This window comes from Nocardioides sp. WJ219 (assembly GCF_058559815.1).
Window position 1 is genome coordinate 25,549 of sequence record NZ_JBZUJV010000010.1, and the last position, 15,884, is coordinate 41,432.

Consider the following 15,884-nt stretch of genomic DNA (forward strand, 5'->3'; position numbering starts at 1 on the left):
GCTGTAGACCGATGCTCCGCGCCGCTTGCCCATTCCTCTGCGGGCCCCACGACGGCAGCACAGAAGGGGCCATCTCCCTGCGTCTGTGACCCTGCGCGCGACGTAACTGGCCCGTCACCGCGTCAAGGGAGTGTGCAGACCTATCGTCGGCTGGTGCCGATCTCCCCGCGTGTCCCTGCCCGTCTCGCCGCAGTGGCCGCTGCCGCCCTCCTGACGGGCCTGCTACCGACGGTCCCGGCGCCGGCTGCTGCCGCCCCCGACCCGAGCGGCCCATCCGCAGCACCCACTGCCGGCCCCGGGCCGACCGCGGTCGGCCCGGAGGGGACGTGGCGGGTCGTCGCGATCGGCGCCGACCGCTACGAGGTGTCGTGGACGGCGCCCGACGCCTTCCCGATGACCTCCGACCGGCCCACGATCGGCGGCGCCGGGCTCGCGTTCGGAGCGCCGACCATCGAGGACGACGGCCGCACCGTGACCGCCGTGGTGACCGCGGCCGAGCGCCCCGACCCCGCCGAGCTGGACGTCGTCCTGTCCGGTGACCGCGTCGACGAGCATGGCCTCGACCCCGCCGACCCGGCCGACACCGGCGGCGAGACGGCCGGCCCGCCCCCGGACAGGGCTCCGCTGGCGGCGCCCGACCCGGGCAAGCGCGGCGCGTTCTCCACGGTCACCAGCGACTACACCCTCGAGCCGCTGAAGGTGGCCGGCATGCGTCGGCCGATCGAGATGGTGGGCCACGTCGTGGAGCCGGCGGCCGACCAGCCGACCGGGCCACGTCCGCTGGTCCTCCTCATGCACGGCCGCCACGACGTCTGCTACGACCCGGGCAACCCCGACAGCTACAGCGAGAGGTGGCCGTGCCGGGCGCCGTTCGCCGAGATCCCGAGCCACCTCGGCTACGACTACGTGCAGCAGGTGCTGGCCTCGCAGGGCTACACGACCGTCTCGGTGCGGGTCAACGGCATCAACGCCCAGGACCACCGCCTCGACGACGGCGGCGCCGGCGCGCGGGCCACGATCGTGGAGGCCCACCTCGACCACTGGGTCGACCTGGCCGCCGGGCACCAGGTCGACCTCGGCCAGGTCGTGCTCGTCGGGCACAGCCGTGGCGGTGAGGGGGTCGACCGCGCCGCCATCGGGGTCCCGCTGGGCGCGCCGTACACGATCGCCGGGCAGGTGCTGCTCGCGCCGACCAACTTCGCCTCCCACACCGCGCCGTACGTGCCCACCGTGACGGTGCTGCCCTACTGCGACGGCGACGTCTCCGACATCCAGGGCCAGCAGTTCACCGACACCGGCCGCGATCTCGCCACCGACGACACCTCGCTCAAGAGCTCGGTGCTGGTGATGGGCGCCAACCACAACTTCTTCAACACCGAGTGGACACCGGGCATCGCCGCCGCACCCGCCCACGACGACGGGTACGGCGGGGACGGGCCCTGCGGCAGGCGCCATCCCGGCCGGCTCAAGGCCGGCGAGCAGCGCCGCGTGGGCACGGCCTACATCGCCGGTGCTGTCAGGCTCTTCGCCGGCGACGACGCCTACCTGCCGCTCTTCGACGGGTCCCACGTCACCGTGCCCTCGATCGGCGACGCCGACGTGCGCAGCCACGCCATCGGCGGCGGTCGCGACCAGCGTCGGCCCGGTCTCGAGGCTACTGCGACCACGCCCCGGTCGGGCGCCAAGACGCAGCTCTGCAACGGGAAGTCGGCGTTCGAGACGTCGGCCTCCGCCCTCTGCGGTCGCGGCATGGGCAACCAGATCACCCCGCACTGGGCCCTCGCGGGCGAGCCCACCCCGAGCCGCAGGTTCCTCGAGATGTCCTGGACCAACCGCGGAGCCACCGGCGGCCTCACCTTCGCGGACCCGCTCGACCTCAGCACCGACCGGCTCGAGCTGCGCACGATCGTCGACCCCCGGTTCAGCGGCGTCGGGCTGCGGGTGCGCCTCACCGACGGCAACGGCGACAGCGCCGTCGTTGAGCCCGTCGGCGGTACCCGGCTCGACGCGTTGCTCAAGGCGCCGTCCCTCACCAAGCTCTGGGCACAAGCGCTGCTCGTCGACGCCACGGGTCTCGCCGGGGTCGACCTCGCCGACATCCGCTCGGTCGAGCTGGTCTCGACCAGCGCGCGGGGCCGGGTCTGGGTCGCCGACCTCGCCGCCGCGCCGTCGACACTCGCGCCCGTGCCCGCCGCCCGGCTGCCCCAGCTCGACCTGGGCCGGCTCGTCGTCGACGAGGGCAGCTCCAAGACCCCCAAGGTCGCGCAGGTGCCGTTCACCATCACCGGCACGGTCACCAGCCCGGCTCGCGTCGTCATGGCCACCCTCGGCCAGCACCGGGGCTCGAGGCGCCGCTTCACCGTCGACATCGCTCCGGGCCAGACGTCGGGGACGATCCCGATCGAGTACGTCGGCAACAGGCTCGACGACCACGACCTGACCACCCAGGTCCGGGCCTGGCCGGCCCGCGGCATCGCCACCGACGACTACCTAGGGGGCCTGACGGTGCGCGACGACGACCCCGACGCGACCATCACCTTCAAGCCCGTCAAGCGCGTCGTGCGCGAGGGGCAGCCGATCATCTTCCGGCTCACCACCTCCGCGCCGACGGGCTACGACATCCACGTCGGCGGCACGGTCGTCAAGGGCCCCGGGACCGACCTGCGCGGCACCGACATCCGGGCCGCCTGGATGCGTAAGCGCGTCGGCACGGAGATCGATATGACGAAGCCCCTCCACCGGCTCTACGTCGCGCCCGACGGCCGCCTCAAGGCAGGTGCCCGCAGGTTCGACCTGAGGCTCCCGACCCGAACCGACCGTGTCCGCGAGGGCGTGGAGAAGCTCACCATCCGGCTGTACGTGGACTACAAGCGGACGACGCAGACGATCACGGTGCTGGACGCGCGCTGACCCGGCCCGAGGTGTTCGACGACCACCGGCCGCGAAAGGGGGAGATGGAGCGAGCCGCGAATCGGCTTTCGCGATCGCGTCAATTTCCCTCACCGCAGGGATTCGATCTGAGGAATACGCCTTTGCCGTGCTCAATAGGGCGAGCGATACTGGGTTCGAAGTTTTGAGAAGCGGGTCCGGGTCAAGAGCCATTCTGAGCCGGTTTGTCGTAAACTCGCAGGTCAGAGGGCGTTTTGGCCGACGACAGATGTGGACACCTCCGGACAGGTTCGGACCCCGTTATTCCTCGTTGTTCCTCGTATGTTCCTTGAGATCGACCTGGGAGAGACCTACGTGACCAAGAAGAGGGCGAGTAAGAGGCGAGGGTTCGGCCGTGTGGAGCGGCTCGCCTCCGGTCGGTATCGGGCCGCCTACACAGGTCCGGACGGCAAGCTTTATCGCGCTCCTGAGACGTTCGCATCCAAGGACGACGCGATTGCGTGGCTGACCGCGCGACGCGCCGAGATCAGCCTGGAGCTCTGGGCTCCCGAAGCCGCCGCTCGCGCCGCCAGGCAGAAGGTGATCCCCACCCTGCGTGAGTACGCCGACGAGTGGCTCGAGACCAGGAAGACTCAGGGCCGCGCGCTGCGGCCGACAACCCGGCAGCAGTACCGCATGCTCCTCGACACGTGGATCTACCCCACGTTCGGCGATGAGCGCATCGACAGGATCTCGGCCGATGACGTAGACGCTTGGTACGACGGCGTCGCACCCGGACGCGAGACCATCCGCGCCCAGTCCTACAGCCTGCTCCGCACAGTCTTCGCCAGCGCCGCCTCCGAGCGCCCGTATCCGCTCGTGCCGTACAACCCTGCCCACATTCGTGGAGCCGGCAGCGCCAAGCGAGCCCACCGTGTCCAACCGGCCAGCCTCCAGGAGCTCAAGACGATCGTCGAGGCGCTGCCAGACCGCTACCAGCTGATGGCGCTGCTAGCCGCGTGGTGCGCCATGCGCTTCGGCGAGCTGACCGAGCTGCGCCGCGGGGACATCGACCTCCGTACCGGACGCGTGAAGGTCCGCCGGGGCGTTGTCCGCGTCGGCGGCGAGTTCATCATTGGCCCGCCCAAGACCGACGCCGGCGTCCGCGATATCGCGATCCCGCCTCACCTCCTGCCGCTGGTGGAGGGCCACCTCACTGATCACACCGCCTCCGGCAGGGAGTCACTGCTGTTCCCGGCTGCAGGCGACAGCAACCGTCACATGGCCCCGGCGACGCTCTACAAGGTCTACTACCCCGCTCGCGCGGCGGCGGGCCGTGAGGACCTCCGGTGGCACGACCTTCGCCACACCGGCGCCGTCCTGGCCGCCCAGACCGGCGCGACCCTCGCAGAACTGATGGGTCGTCTCGGCCATACGACACCGGGAGCAGCCATGCGGTACCAGCACGCCGCCGCCGACCGCGACGCCGAGATCGCGCGGCGATTGTCGGAGCTTGCTGGCTTGTAGAGGCAGCCATCTGCAGACAGAGCATGTGCTCCGCCGGACGCCACTCCGGTGGTCCTTCGTGTCTTCGTTTGACCTCGGACCGGCGGAACAGGTCAGCTTGCATTGCCCACGCAATCGGGTCACTCCGGGCGCAATCTCCGCCTCCGCGTCAGTCGGGACACTCGCAGATGCTGAGGTGTCGTGCCTGAATGTTCACGGATCTCGGAGCTACAACCTCGCGCTGTCGAAGCCAACTGACCCCGACCGACGCAGCGGGACTTGAGCCCGGGCGGCGGCGCCGCCCGGTCATCTGGGCTGCACGCCACGAGTCCACTTGTCACGTTCGTCTTCCTTCGTCTGGCAAGGTTCAGTCATGGCCGACTCAAGCCCCGAACTGATCGAAGAGCTGGTCCCTGATCAGGGCACATACGCCGTACGCGATCTCATCGGCTGGCAACGCGACGGATCTCTGGAGTTGCGGCCCCAGTTCCAACGGGACTCAGTCTGGAACGCCAAGTCCAAGAGCTTCCTAATTGATAGTATCGTGCGAGGATTCCCGATTCCGCTAATCGTCCTGCAGAATGAAGAAAGAGGCGGTCCGACCGACGTTATCCGTCGGGTAGTCGACGGCCAGCAAAGGCTACGTACTATCATCGCCTTTCTTGAGCCCGAACTCCTTGACGATCGAAACGACTCAGACGAGTGGCTCTACTACCCGCTCACCAGCGAAGGTCGTTCGAATCGTGGATACCGATTTCACGAGCTGCCCACGCGAGTAATGAACCGCGTCCTATCAACTCGCCTCTCGGTATCCACGATTGAGTCGATCGCCACTATCGGTCAGGTACTAGAGATATACGATCGTCTCAACTCAACGGGATCGCCTTTAACTGCACAAGAGTTGAGGTACGCCCGACGCGACGGACGGTTCTCTGATCTGTGCTATCGCCTCGCTCGGAGACACCAGAGCAGATGGACCGATTGGAGAATTCTCCGGGACAGCGAGATTTCGCGCATGAAGGACGTCGAGTTCACGAGCGAGCTAATCCTCCTCCTCATGCACGGAGTCATCAAGACAGGGCGGGTAGAAATAGACTCTGCCTATACCGACTTCGCGGAGTCCGTGCCAGAGGAGTCGGACCTCGAAGCCAGATTCGACGAGACAATGACAGCTCTCGACGACGCGCTCGCGCGGCCCGCCAATCGCGACCCACTTAAGACGTTTCGCTCACGAGGCTGGTTCTACATCCTGTTTGCCTGGCAGTCTGAATACGAGCAATTGCCGCCCGGCGTTCTACAGGATGCCCTCGCCAAAGCAGCTGCGAAGGTTAACGCTGACCGCAAGACCAATCCAGACCTCATTCGAGCGATTAGTGGTTCGGCCTCGGATAAGGCGTCTCGAGACAGTCGCTACAGCTACTTGTCCGACGCACTCGGGGAAATTCTTTCGTGACGGCTGTCGCTCTTCGCAGCGACTTCGATGTCGAGATCGCCAACGCTCGAACAATGGCGTCAAAACTCGTACAGTTGACGGGCCCTGCAGGCCTCTCTAACCACGAACTCGACGTAGCGACCAACGCAATCTGTCTGAGCATCCACGTCGCCTTCGAAAGATTCGTTCGCGAACTTTTCTACGAATGCGCACTAGACACGTCTGGAATCTCGAATATCCGGAGCCGCGTAGGGGGTCTTGGCGATGAGACTGTAAACGATCTAGTCCTAGGCGGCCGCGCCTATGTCGATTGGTTACCCATCAAGTCCACTGTGGATCGATCGGTGCTATTCTTGCACCACGGTCAGCCCTTCATCCGGTTGTGGAATCGCGATCAGATTTTGGAACACCTCGACCGTCTCCAAATTGTGCGAAACCGACTCGCTCATTCCGGGGAGAAGGCATATTCTGCCTACATGCAGCGTCTCGGGAAGGGTCAAGCTGCATTCGCCGAGCCGGCGCGATGGCTCCAGTACCAGCGTCCGGGACAGCCCAAGACCAACCTTGCCCTCATTCTGGACGCACTAGAGAACGCAGCGGACGCGCTCGTGTCTTCGGACCGAACACCTACCGGCCTAGGCATCGCCGCCGTTGACGGCAAAGCGCGTGCCACCCCTGGAACGTACAGATGCCGGGCATGCATGTACACCAAGCATCTGTCCAAGTGGACGGCACTGGGGACGTGTGTTCGGTGTGCTCGCACGTCGGCGGGGGGCGCGCCCTGCCCGACGTGCGGCCGCGGTCATCAGCAAACTTCGCAGTGGACTCTTACGAGGCTCCGGGCAGGCTAGCCAGTAACACAGACACGGGTCCACAAGATCGAACACCCATTCGACGCGTCGCGCCTGCACTGCAACCACTCATGAGCGAAGATGGGTCTCATGAGCACCTCAACGACCGCGGTCGGCCTGTTCGCCGGAATCGGCGGCGTCGAGGAGGGCTTGCGTCGCGCTGGGGCCGCGGAGGCCGAACTCCTTGTCGAGAACTGGACGCCGGCGCAAGAAGTGCTTCGCGACCGCTTCCCGGAGGCCAAGCTTGAGGGCGACGTTTCCCTGCTGAAGTCTGTTCCACGTGTGGACGTGATGGCTGCGGGGTTCCCGTGCACTGACTTGTCACAGGCTGGACGTACGGCGGGGATCGGCGGGCAGGCGAGCGGTCTGGTTAGTCATGTCTTCCGACTGTTGAAGTCTGCGCAGCCCACGTGGCTCGTGTTCGAGAACGTCCGAAACATGCTTGTGCTCGATGGCGGGCGCGCAATGCACTACCTGGTCGATCGGCTCGAAGAACTGGGCTACCGATGGGCCTACCGGCTGGTTGACAGCCGTAGCGCTGGCGTGGCGCAGCGCCGCCAGCGAGTCATCATGCTGGCCAGCAAAACTGAGAACCCGGCCGACATCTTACTAGTCGACGATGCCGGCGAGCCGACCAGTGACTACTTCACTGGCAAGGCATACGGTTTCTACTGGACCGAGGGTCTTCGGGGGCTCGGGTGGGCTCATGACGCGGTGCCGACACTCAAAGGCGGCAGCACAATCGGAATCCCAAGTCCCCCGGCCATCTGGTACCCGGATGCCGAGGACGGCCGAAAGCTCGTTACTCCACTCATTGAGGACGCCGAGGCACTACAAGGCTTCGACCGCGGTTGGACCTCTGCTGCAGATCTCGGCAAGACTAAAGGACCCCGCTGGAAGCTCGTCGGCAACGCCGTCACCGTTGGGATCAGCGAGTGGTTAGGTCACCGTCTGGTGTCCCCCGGACATCACGACCACAACGAGGGGATCAAGATCGACGCTGAGAAGTGGCCACTCGCGGCCTGGGGCGGTGACGGGAAAATCTTCAAGTCCCCGGTCACGATGTGGCCGACACTTGTACCGTACGAGCACCTGCTTGAGACCGTCGATATCACTGCGGCTAAAGCGGTCAGCCACCGTGGCGCCGCCGGCTTCTTTAGCCGCATGGAGCGGTCGACACTTCGCTTCGATCCGCAGTTCCGTGCGGACGTCGCAACACACGTCCGTGCCACTGCCTAAGTCTAATGCCGACGCCCAGCAGTCCTGATGCTCTCCGTCGCATGCAGTTGCAGAAGCGATCTGGTACTACACCTGAAATTGCCATCCGCAAGCTGGTCTTTGCCAAGGGCCTTAGGTACCGAGTCGACGCTCCGCTCCCGATTCAGGGAATTCGACGTCGAGCCGACATGCTCTTCTCGGGAGCTAAGGTCGCCGTGTTCGTCGATGGTTGCTACTGGCACTCGTGTCCGATCCATGGCACAAGTCCCAAGGCGAACGCCGACTGGTGGCGAAAGAAATTCGAGGGCAACGTTGCTCGCGACAGAGACACCGACCATCGTCTGGTGGAGATTGGGTGGGCCTCCTTGCGCATCTGGGAGCACGAGGACCCGGCCGACGCGGCCGCTCGTATCGAGTCCGCCGTTCGTTAGGCGTCGTCTACGCCGAATAGCCTTAGATCGTCCTCCGACTCGCCGGCGTTCTCGATGACTGCTTGCAGATCGAGACTAGGTTCGTACTCGATGCCTAACGGCAACGAACCTTCCGGGGGAAACCAGTCGACCCTAGGCTCCGCGTACTTCTCCTTTCCGCTGACACCCGTATTGCGGAACTCGACGGTTTGGTCGATCTCATCGATCAACTGCTCCAGGCTGAGCGTTTCATCATCGTCAGGAGGCTGGTTCTTGCGTGGAGCTTGGAGGACGTTGAAGAACCGCACGTGGCCTTCGAAGTCGAAGAGGCCGACGTAGGCGTTCTCGAATAGATCGAAGCGACTATCAGGCTCCTGACGTCCGGTTCGTTTGCGCAGGGTAAGAACGATGTGGGCGAAGCTGCTGTGACCGTTGACTCCGTCCCAGCATCCGTCCTCGGGTAGGAAGAGAACGGCCGTCAGGACCGCGAAGGGCTGGCGGCGGTGGAGTGTATCGGCCTCGTCCCTCAACTCCATGTCGTTCCGCTTGACGTTCTTCTGGTAACGGCCCGCCAACCATTCCTTCGTATTCGAGTCCTGGCTGGCGTCCCTGAACGTAAGGGTCTTGATCGAGACTCCGGCGATCAGACCAGCAGTGCTGTCGAGGACCGCGACATCGGTCTTCTTCCGGTCGACCTTCCCACCGACGGTGAACTCCTGCTTGGAACCATCAGCGCTCGGCGTGACGAGTGCCTTCGGGTAGGAGCGGCGCAACTCGTCAGCCACTGTAGTGGCCAGAGCGTTGCTGAACCGTTGAGCCCAGTTCTTCTTGACAGCTTGGTTGGAGCTCGCGCCCTTCGCTGGAAGTGTTTCGGGGCGTTGGCCCGCCTCGTCGAGTGCGCGTCTTAGTGGGGGGTCGACCCTTGCATTCGTTGCCATGCGTCGAACCTAAGGAATCGCACACTTGATGTCGCGAGGTACGCGCCCTCGATCTCGACCAATTTGTCTGGCCGAGTTGAGTTCACCGTCTACCTGAAGGGATTCGACGGAGTGCGGACTCAAGCTCGTCGAGCCGAAGCCGGATGGAGCGCCGGCCGCATTGGTATGCCGGGATGGTGCCGTCGCTGATCCGGCGGCGGATGGTGCGGGTGGACAGCGACATCATCTCGGCTGCCTCCTCGAGGCTGACGTAGACGGGGAGCTCGCGTTTCCTGGTCATCGCGCGTCACCTCGCGCCGGGCGCGTGGTGGCGGAGTCGAGGAAGCGCCGGGCCTCGGCGACTCGGATGTAGAGCCGGCCGCAGCCGTCGAAGCGTGCCCACCTCGGTCCGACGCCTCGCCGGCGCCAGTCGCGGACGGTGCGTTGCGGGGTGTGGATGAGGGCGCAGAAATCCTCGAAGGTGAGGAGGGCCTGGTCGTGCCACTCCTCGGGGATGTAGATCTGGTTCATGGGGTCCTCCGGTCGGCGAGGACGGGGCCGCGTTGGTCGGGTCCGGCGCGTTCCGCGGTTGGCGGGATTTGTCCTCTCACTTAGCTAGGGCGAAAAACGGGTCCCTGGCGATCACTTCGGCCGGGACTCGTCACTGTTCGTCATCGATCGACACCCCTGGCGGAGGTTCGGTGCGCTGGCGCGGGCAGGTGCTCCGGGCGAGGACGTTGGGGTTGGGAGTCGTCTGGGCCGGCTGTGGCCGGCGGCGGTTGTGGGCCGTAGGTGTCGATCGCCTCGGCCGCGCGCTCGGCGGCGTGTGCAGGCCCGAGGTCGGCGCGGTCACGGCTGAACATGTCGACCCACTGCGCGCGTGCCTCGTCCTGGTTGTCGGCGACGAGGTGGGCGGTGTTGCTGTGGCGGCCGCGGGTCATGCCGACGTAAGCCGAGGCGGCACCGGTCGATCCTCCGACGAGAAGGTGCGCGTGGTCGACGGTGTCGCCTTGGGCGCCGTGGACCGTAGTGGCAAAGGCGAGCTCGACGTGGCGGTTGGCGTACTCGGCGGGTAGGGTCCGCTCGCCGCACCGGCCGCGAACGGCGAGCGAGCCGTCGTCGCCCACCGCTGCGACCGTCCAGGTGTCGCGGTTGGCGACACCGAGGTCGCGGTCGTTTCGGCGTGTGGCGACGCGGTCGCCGCGGCTGAGCTGCTCGCCGGCGGAGGTGGTCAGGGTCGTCGCTTCGGCCCGCTCGCCCGTGCGCCGTTCGTCGCGGATGGCGGCGTTGAGCAGACCGACCTGCTCTCGGGTGTCGGCGATGAGCAACGGAGCGGCCCGCGTGTCGTCGGCAGCCACTGCAGTGACGGCCGCGAGCCGTTCGACCTCGGTCGGGTGTACGACGATCTCCCCGCGGGCGACGAGCGCGTCGAAGACGTCGCCGCTGCGTTCACCGGTACGCATCTGGAGGGTGAGGTGGGCGTAGGTGTCGTCGACGAAGCGGTGGACGGCGTCGAGCTCGACGCGGGCCCCATTCTGCGCCCACCGGATTGCGAGGTCGAAGGCCCCGCCGCGGCCGACGGCGGGCAGCTGGTGGCGGTCGCCGACCAGCGCGACACGAGCGCGCGACTCGTCGGCGGCGATGAGTAGCGCTTGCATGACGTCCTGGTCGAGCATGCCGGCCTCATCGACGAGCAGCACGTCATCGGGCAGCAGCCGCGCGAGCCCATCCGGACTCGCGCGACCATCGATGTCGACGCGGTGCCAGCGTCCGTCGTCGTCCCACCGGAAGCCGTGCTGGTGCACGAGCCACGCGGCCGAGAACGCGGCGCATCCGACTTGCTCGCCCGCGACCTGCGCGGCCTTGAGGGTGGGGGTGACCACGACCAGCCGGTGGCCGTCGCTGTCGAGACCGTCCTTCGCCGCCGCGAGGGTGGTGGTCTTTCCGGTGCCGGCCGCGCCTTCGACGACGACCAGGCGAGCGGTGCCAAGGAGCGCGCCGACGACGCTTCGCTGACCCGGGTCGAGCTGGTGGCGTCCGATGACGGGTCCGACCTTGGCGGGTGCCGCGGGGCGCTCGGCTCGTGCGACCAGCCGGGCGACGATGTCGGACTCGACGGCAAGTACCTGACGCGAGGTGAGCGCGCGGACGTGGTCGGGTACGTCGTCGCGGTGCAGGAGCGGACGCGACGCGGCGACGGCCCGAGCGGTCAGGTCCTCCCCCAGCTCGCGGCGTACGACGCCGTCAGCGATTACACCGACGTCGGAGACGATCCGCTCGCACTCGCCGCGAAGGTCGGCAGCATTCCAGCTGGAACGTCGCGCTCCGAGCCGCACCAGCACGAGCTCGACGACGGCGTCACGGTTGAGGCGCGCGATCGGGGTCGCAGCCGGGACCGACGCACGTGGGTCCGTCGGCGGCGCCGGAGGACGGAACCCAAGGTCGCGCAGCTCCTCGCGCCAACGCAGCGCGAGATCGTCACTGTGAACGGGCACAACCTTGTCCGGTCGCGCCTCAGCCCACGCGCGCCGGTCCCATGTACGCCGCTGTCGCGGTCCCGGCTCTTGGCCGGGGTGGTTCGTGCGCCACGCGGCTTCGTACTTGTCGACGTTGCGGTTGATCTGCGCGGCGCGGGCGCTGAACTTGCCGGCGTACGGCGCGAGCTCGGCGACCTCGCCAGAGCGGGCGTCGAGCGTGTAGCCGTACGCAGCCAGGACGCGGCGGAACTCGGGGTCGCAGGCCACGGTCGCTTGACCGATCCCGTTGATCGCCTCGATGCTGTCGACGACACCGACGGAGTGCAGCCCGCGCCACGCGCCACGCGCGAACACGCGCGCGTTGATCTGCAGGTGGAGGTGTCGGTGCGGGTCGCCGGCCCGGGAGATGTGGTGACGTACGACGGCCGCCTCAAGCCGCTCGACCGGCACCTGCACCTGCCGACCGCGTGGTCCGACGCGCGTCGTGGCGTGGTCGGCGACCCAGCCGATGATCTCGACGGCGGCGCGTTCCTGGGCGGCGTCGTAGGCCTCGGCAATCGCGGGATGGATGGCGGCCGCGAGCGACCACGTCTTCGGTCCGTTGACGACGACCTCGACGAACCGCAGCCCGTGCTCGTCGGTGCGGAGCCGACCCTTCGCGGCGCCGGTGGCGACGTCGTAGCCGGCGACCCAGCGCTCGTAGCTGTCGCCGTCGAGCGCTCCTGCCACTTGGACGCTGGCGTCAGCGCCGTGCGTCGGTGTCGCGATGTAGTGGGTGGCGAGTCCGGTGCCCTCGGCGAGGTAGTAGTCGTCGATGCGGGACCGGTCAGACTCGACGTACGAGCGCGCGGCGGCTGCGGCGCCGCGGTAGAACTTCACCCCGCCGTGCATCCGCTCGCCCACCGCCCGTCAATGCTCGTCACTTAGCCTTGAAATGACGCTCGGCCCGTCCCAGGGGGACGGGCCGTGCTGATCGATCTACGGAACTTCGTAGCATGCGTGCCGCCGAGTTCCTACAGGCATGGAGGCCTTGTGGCGGCGGAGGTTCGGAGCCCGTCACCGGTCGTCACGAGATCAAGCCATCGCTGCGAACTCGAGACATGGCGGTTTAGAGACCCATGGCGGTTGACGACGTGAATGAGGGCGATCGTCGCTGACGACAAGCCCGGGCGTCTGCGCTCCTCCGGGCACATGCCGTGTGTGCCATCGAGCTCCCGCACAGGGGCGAGGTCGCTCATGCACGAAGCACGAAGTCAGTGCGCTGCGCGACCTGAGTCGCCGTCCCAGTCGACGCCGCGCGGCAGCGTTGGCCGCTGCAGGGAGGCGCCAAAAGACGTCGACCTAGGAGTGCCCGCAGCGTCGACGCGACGCAAGTTCGAGCGACGCCGCGCGCGTCGCGAGGAGCACATTCGGAGCGAGCACAGGAATCTCGGCGGCCTATCCTCGCGCTGCCCAATGAACCGGAGTCGACTCCGACATGGGCACCGGAGCCGCCGGGAAAGAAGCGTCTTGGCGCTGCTTTCAACGAGCTCGCCGGCGACTCGATACCCGTGCCGCACGACCGACCACGCCACGTTGTCCGACAGCGTCCTCGGCGAGGTCCTCGACGGCCTGCTGCCCCCGGAGGGTCCCGCAGAGCACTGCCAACATCAACCACTTGGTGGTCCCGCGACGGGCAGTGCAGCCACCGAGACACGGTCGGCGGAAGAGTAGACAGTCCTCGCGGGGCGTTGTGATGGTGACCTACCGAGGACGAACTCTTGGATGGCCGGTCAAAGCGGCCGTTCGCTGAGTTGACCCGCTTCGCGCGGGTGCGCCCGCCGGATCGATGCTTACATCGCCAACGCGCGCACGGTGCTGCAAGCTGGTACCGCTCTTCCCCGCCTCTGCCCTAGCTGCGTACCTCCGCCGCCGCGCGCCTCTGCTGACGCCTTGGCGCAGCTCGTCGCGCCAGACCCTTCGGTGCGGAAGCAAACTCATCGTGACGACGGCTTGAACCAGACGATGGGCATCGTCGATGGGCGTCGACCGGCGTGCAGGCACCACATGACGGGCTCACTGTCGTGGCGTGGCCCGATGATGAGCATCAGCGGCTGCGGGGCACGTGCGTGGGCGTCCCGTCGCACTGCACGCAGGGTGCGCCTGTCCCGTCGGCTTGGTGCCGGCGCGCCTCCGGGGTGGGTGTGCCAGTCCCCGACATAGGTCACGGTGCGCTGTGAGGCTGCATAAGCGACACTAAGTTTGGTCAGTTGCCAGTCGTGGTCGGGTAGGAACCACGTCCGGCCGCGTCGTGCATTCGGGCCAGGTCCGATGGTCGCTGTGATTACGACGGAATCGTCGGACCAGTAGCCGAGGATCATCCCGCCGGTCTCGTGTACGAAGTTGCCGCCCGACTCGACTGCGATGTCGGCCGTGATCTCATCTGCAGCTGGGTGCGAGATCCACGCTTTCATCCGGCCGGTTGGCCGTGGTTGGCGCAGTCGGGGTTTCGGGCGAAGTGATGTGATTCCCAATGGGCCGGCACCGGGTCACCGTGAGCGTCGACGAATCGCACCGACATAACGTCAGCGGGCAGTTGGCCGTATCCGTCAGGACCGGTGAGGTAGGACGCTGCTACCTGGGCGGTCTGCGCAGCGATGGCCGCGAGGTCGAATCCGGCACCAAGGTAGGTGGGGTCGGGACATCCGGGCGGCTGCACTCCCCCGTCGGGCTCATAGGAGGGCAGCGGGCTCGGAAGGACTTCTAAGTGGTGTTGCCAGCACATCCAGCACGCGTCGCCATCGGGGCGCTGCAACGCGACCAGACCTGAGCGCACTCCGGGTAGCGCTTCAGCACGCAGGTACCCCACGCCGGCCGTGCGAGCTAAGTCGGAAAGGAAGTGTTGGAGGCTGAGGTCGGCGGCTACGTCGATGACGAGATCGACACTTCCGACAATCTCGCGCACCGTTGGTCCGGCGTCTTCTTGGAGTTGGACAGCGGCAACGTTCGACATGCGTGGCAGCCCGATCCGGCGTCCTAACCCGAGGAGCTCGGTATAGGGCTGGGTGGCGTGCACCACGGCCGCCGCGACCTCGGCTTTGCTCCTTCCACCCAAGGCGGACGCCCCCGGGTTGCGAATAGCGGTCGCCGGCGAAAGGTGGTCGCCGTCGATGACGGTCATCTCGGCGGGCGCCATGCATCCGAGCAGGGGCACCAAGTGCATCCCAATGCCGCCGAGGCCGACGACAGCGACGCGCTTCTCGCTCATGCCTATTAGCCGCGGCTCACGGGTGTAGAGATCGAGGTGGCCGGCCCGTTCGACCCGCACGAACCGAGGCCTGCTCCACGGTTGTCGTGACTTCCCCCGCGAACGTACGAGCGCGACCCACCCCTGACCCGTCGTGCGGTGAGCGGTCTCCTCCGGAAACGCCACGAGGACGATTTGTAGGGCGCGCGATTGGGCGAAGTGCGGCCTGCCGGGCATCCCCTGACTCATCTGCTCGATGTCCGGCGCTATCGCGGCTGCTGCTGCCCACCAAGCCATCGGGTCCTTCCCTGGCGGCGATCCCGTCAACTGCACCCAACCGACGTGTACTCCTCCCAGCCTCTCAACCTCTGAAGACCGCGACGGGGGTCGCGCTGGTTGCACGATGTCGGCACCGCGCTCATTCCGGAGACCGACGACGTGGCCGCGCAGCAGCGCCTTCTCAGCCCCGGCGGTGTACAACAGCGGCGCTACACCGTACGCGACGTCGCCCGGAGTGAGAGAAGAGTCAATGACAAGAACCTCATCGGGGCGCGCGAACTCGAGGTAGGCGCTCCACGGTTCGGCTTGAGCGACCTCTAGCTCTGGCCCTACGGCGCTGGGTGCCGCTCGGTTCGCCTCGACGAGTTTGCCCATCTGTTCAGTTAGCAGCCATGCGAGGGTGTCACTCGGAGCCCACGCGCCTCGCCCGGTCTCAAGCAAGCAGTACTCGCCCGTAGTCGGACTGACGTGGTGGCTGAATCCCAGGTCGGGACCGGTCACGAACGGCTTGAAATAGGGGAACTCGTCAGGGTAGGTCGCGGTGAACTGGTGCCTATGTCCGCCAACCACCACCTGTGCGATGACGCGTGCGACGCCACGCGACTTCAGCAGGTCCTCGTCGAGTGTGTAAGTGATGCCAGCGGCCTCCAGCGCATTCAGTTCACGCTGGAGGCGCTCGGGGTCAGCTCGAAACCACACC

At 66.7% G+C, this 15,884-nt stretch carries 11 protein-coding genes; 5 read left to right on the plus strand and 6 right to left on the minus strand.

Going from position 1 to position 15,884, the window contains the following annotated elements; genetic code table 11:
• Nucleotides 1-153 precede the first annotated feature (153 nt).
• The 5 genes from AC4MBH_RS19660 (at nucleotide 154) to AC4MBH_RS19680 (ending at nucleotide 8,306) form a co-directional block, all read left to right on the plus strand.
• On the plus strand, nucleotides 154-2,910 hold the full coding sequence (locus AC4MBH_RS19660; RefSeq protein ID WP_491797093.1) for an alpha/beta hydrolase: 2,757 nt from the start codon (nucleotides 154-156) through the stop codon (nucleotides 2,908-2,910).
• A gap of 375 nt (nucleotides 2,911-3,285) precedes the next feature.
• The gene (locus tag AC4MBH_RS19665) at nucleotides 3,286-4,395 is read left to right on the plus strand and encodes a tyrosine-type recombinase/integrase (protein ID WP_491797094.1); all 1,110 of its coding nucleotides are present in this window, start codon (nucleotides 3,286-3,288) and stop codon (nucleotides 4,393-4,395) included.
• A gap of 352 nt (nucleotides 4,396-4,747) precedes the next feature.
• Nucleotides 4,748-5,827, plus strand: a complete 1,080-nt coding sequence (locus AC4MBH_RS19670; protein ID WP_491797095.1) for a GmrSD restriction endonuclease domain-containing protein — start codon at nucleotides 4,748-4,750, stop codon at nucleotides 5,825-5,827.
• Between the two features lie 920 nt (nucleotides 5,828-6,747).
• Nucleotides 6,748-7,896: a DNA cytosine methyltransferase gene (locus AC4MBH_RS19675; RefSeq protein WP_491797096.1), complete on the plus strand. Its 1,149-nt coding sequence runs from the start codon at nucleotides 6,748-6,750 to the stop codon at nucleotides 7,894-7,896.
• A gap of 41 nt (nucleotides 7,897-7,937) precedes the next feature.
• Nucleotides 7,938-8,306, plus strand: coding sequence for a very short patch repair endonuclease (locus tag AC4MBH_RS19680; protein ID WP_491797097.1), 369 nt, complete (start codon nucleotides 7,938-7,940; stop codon nucleotides 8,304-8,306).
• Here AC4MBH_RS19680 and AC4MBH_RS19685 read toward each other — a convergent pair.
• From AC4MBH_RS19685 to AC4MBH_RS19710, 6 genes are all read right to left on the minus strand, one after another.
• Entirely contained in the window at nucleotides 8,303-9,223 is a 921-nt protein-coding gene (locus AC4MBH_RS19685; protein ID WP_491797098.1) for a hypothetical protein, read from the minus strand. The two genes, AC4MBH_RS19680 and AC4MBH_RS19685, sit on opposite strands and share 4 nt — an antisense overlap.
• Nucleotides 9,224-9,305: 82 nt before the next feature.
• Nucleotides 9,306-9,503 carry a helix-turn-helix transcriptional regulator gene (locus tag AC4MBH_RS19690; RefSeq protein ID WP_491797099.1) on the minus strand — a complete coding sequence of 66 codons (198 nt, stop codon included), beginning with the start codon at nucleotides 9,501-9,503 and terminating at the stop codon, nucleotides 9,306-9,308.
• Nucleotides 9,500-9,733 (minus strand): hypothetical protein, encoded by a 234-nt coding sequence (locus AC4MBH_RS19695; RefSeq protein WP_491797100.1) that lies wholly within the window; start codon nucleotides 9,731-9,733, stop codon nucleotides 9,500-9,502. Before AC4MBH_RS19695 ends, AC4MBH_RS19690 begins: the two co-directional genes overlap by 4 nt.
• 140 nt (nucleotides 9,734-9,873) lie before the next feature.
• Nucleotides 9,874-12,570 (minus strand): MobF family relaxase, encoded by a 2,697-nt coding sequence (gene mobF / locus AC4MBH_RS19700; protein ID WP_491797281.1) that lies wholly within the window; start codon nucleotides 12,568-12,570, stop codon nucleotides 9,874-9,876.
• A gap of 1,085 nt (nucleotides 12,571-13,655) precedes the next feature.
• On the minus strand, nucleotides 13,656-14,132 hold the full coding sequence (locus AC4MBH_RS19705) for a Mov34/MPN/PAD-1 family protein (RefSeq protein ID WP_491797101.1): 477 nt from the start codon (nucleotides 14,130-14,132) through the stop codon (nucleotides 13,656-13,658).
• Nucleotides 14,129-15,883, minus strand: a complete 1,755-nt coding sequence (locus tag AC4MBH_RS19710; RefSeq protein ID WP_491797102.1) for a ThiF family adenylyltransferase — start codon at nucleotides 15,881-15,883, stop codon at nucleotides 14,129-14,131. The genes AC4MBH_RS19705 and AC4MBH_RS19710 overlap by 4 nt, the downstream gene beginning before the upstream one ends.
• Nucleotide 15,884 lies beyond the last annotated feature (1 nt).

What these genes read in the sequence shown, in the direction of transcription:
- AC4MBH_RS19675 (WP_491797096.1), top strand. Translation starts at nt 6,748, where the DNA reads ATGAGCACCTCAACGACCGCGGTCGGCCTGTTCGCCGGAATCGGCGGC.
- mobF (WP_491797281.1), bottom strand. Translation starts at nt 12,570, where the DNA reads ATGCACGGCGGGGTGAAGTTCTACCGCGGCGCCGCAGCCGCCGCGCGC.
- AC4MBH_RS19670 (WP_491797095.1), top strand. Translation starts at nt 4,748, where the DNA reads ATGGCCGACTCAAGCCCCGAACTGATCGAAGAGCTGGTCCCTGATCAG.
- AC4MBH_RS19680 (WP_491797097.1), top strand. Translation starts at nt 7,938, where the DNA reads ATGCAGTTGCAGAAGCGATCTGGTACTACACCTGAAATTGCCATCCGC.
- AC4MBH_RS19685 (WP_491797098.1), bottom strand. Translation starts at nt 9,223, where the DNA reads ATGGCAACGAATGCAAGGGTCGACCCCCCACTAAGACGCGCACTCGAC.
- AC4MBH_RS19705 (WP_491797101.1), bottom strand. Translation starts at nt 14,132, where the DNA reads ATGAAAGCGTGGATCTCGCACCCAGCTGCAGATGAGATCACGGCCGAC.
- AC4MBH_RS19690 (WP_491797099.1), bottom strand. Translation starts at nt 9,503, where the DNA reads ATGACCAGGAAACGCGAGCTCCCCGTCTACGTCAGCCTCGAGGAGGCA.
- AC4MBH_RS19695 (WP_491797100.1), bottom strand. Translation starts at nt 9,733, where the DNA reads ATGAACCAGATCTACATCCCCGAGGAGTGGCACGACCAGGCCCTCCTC.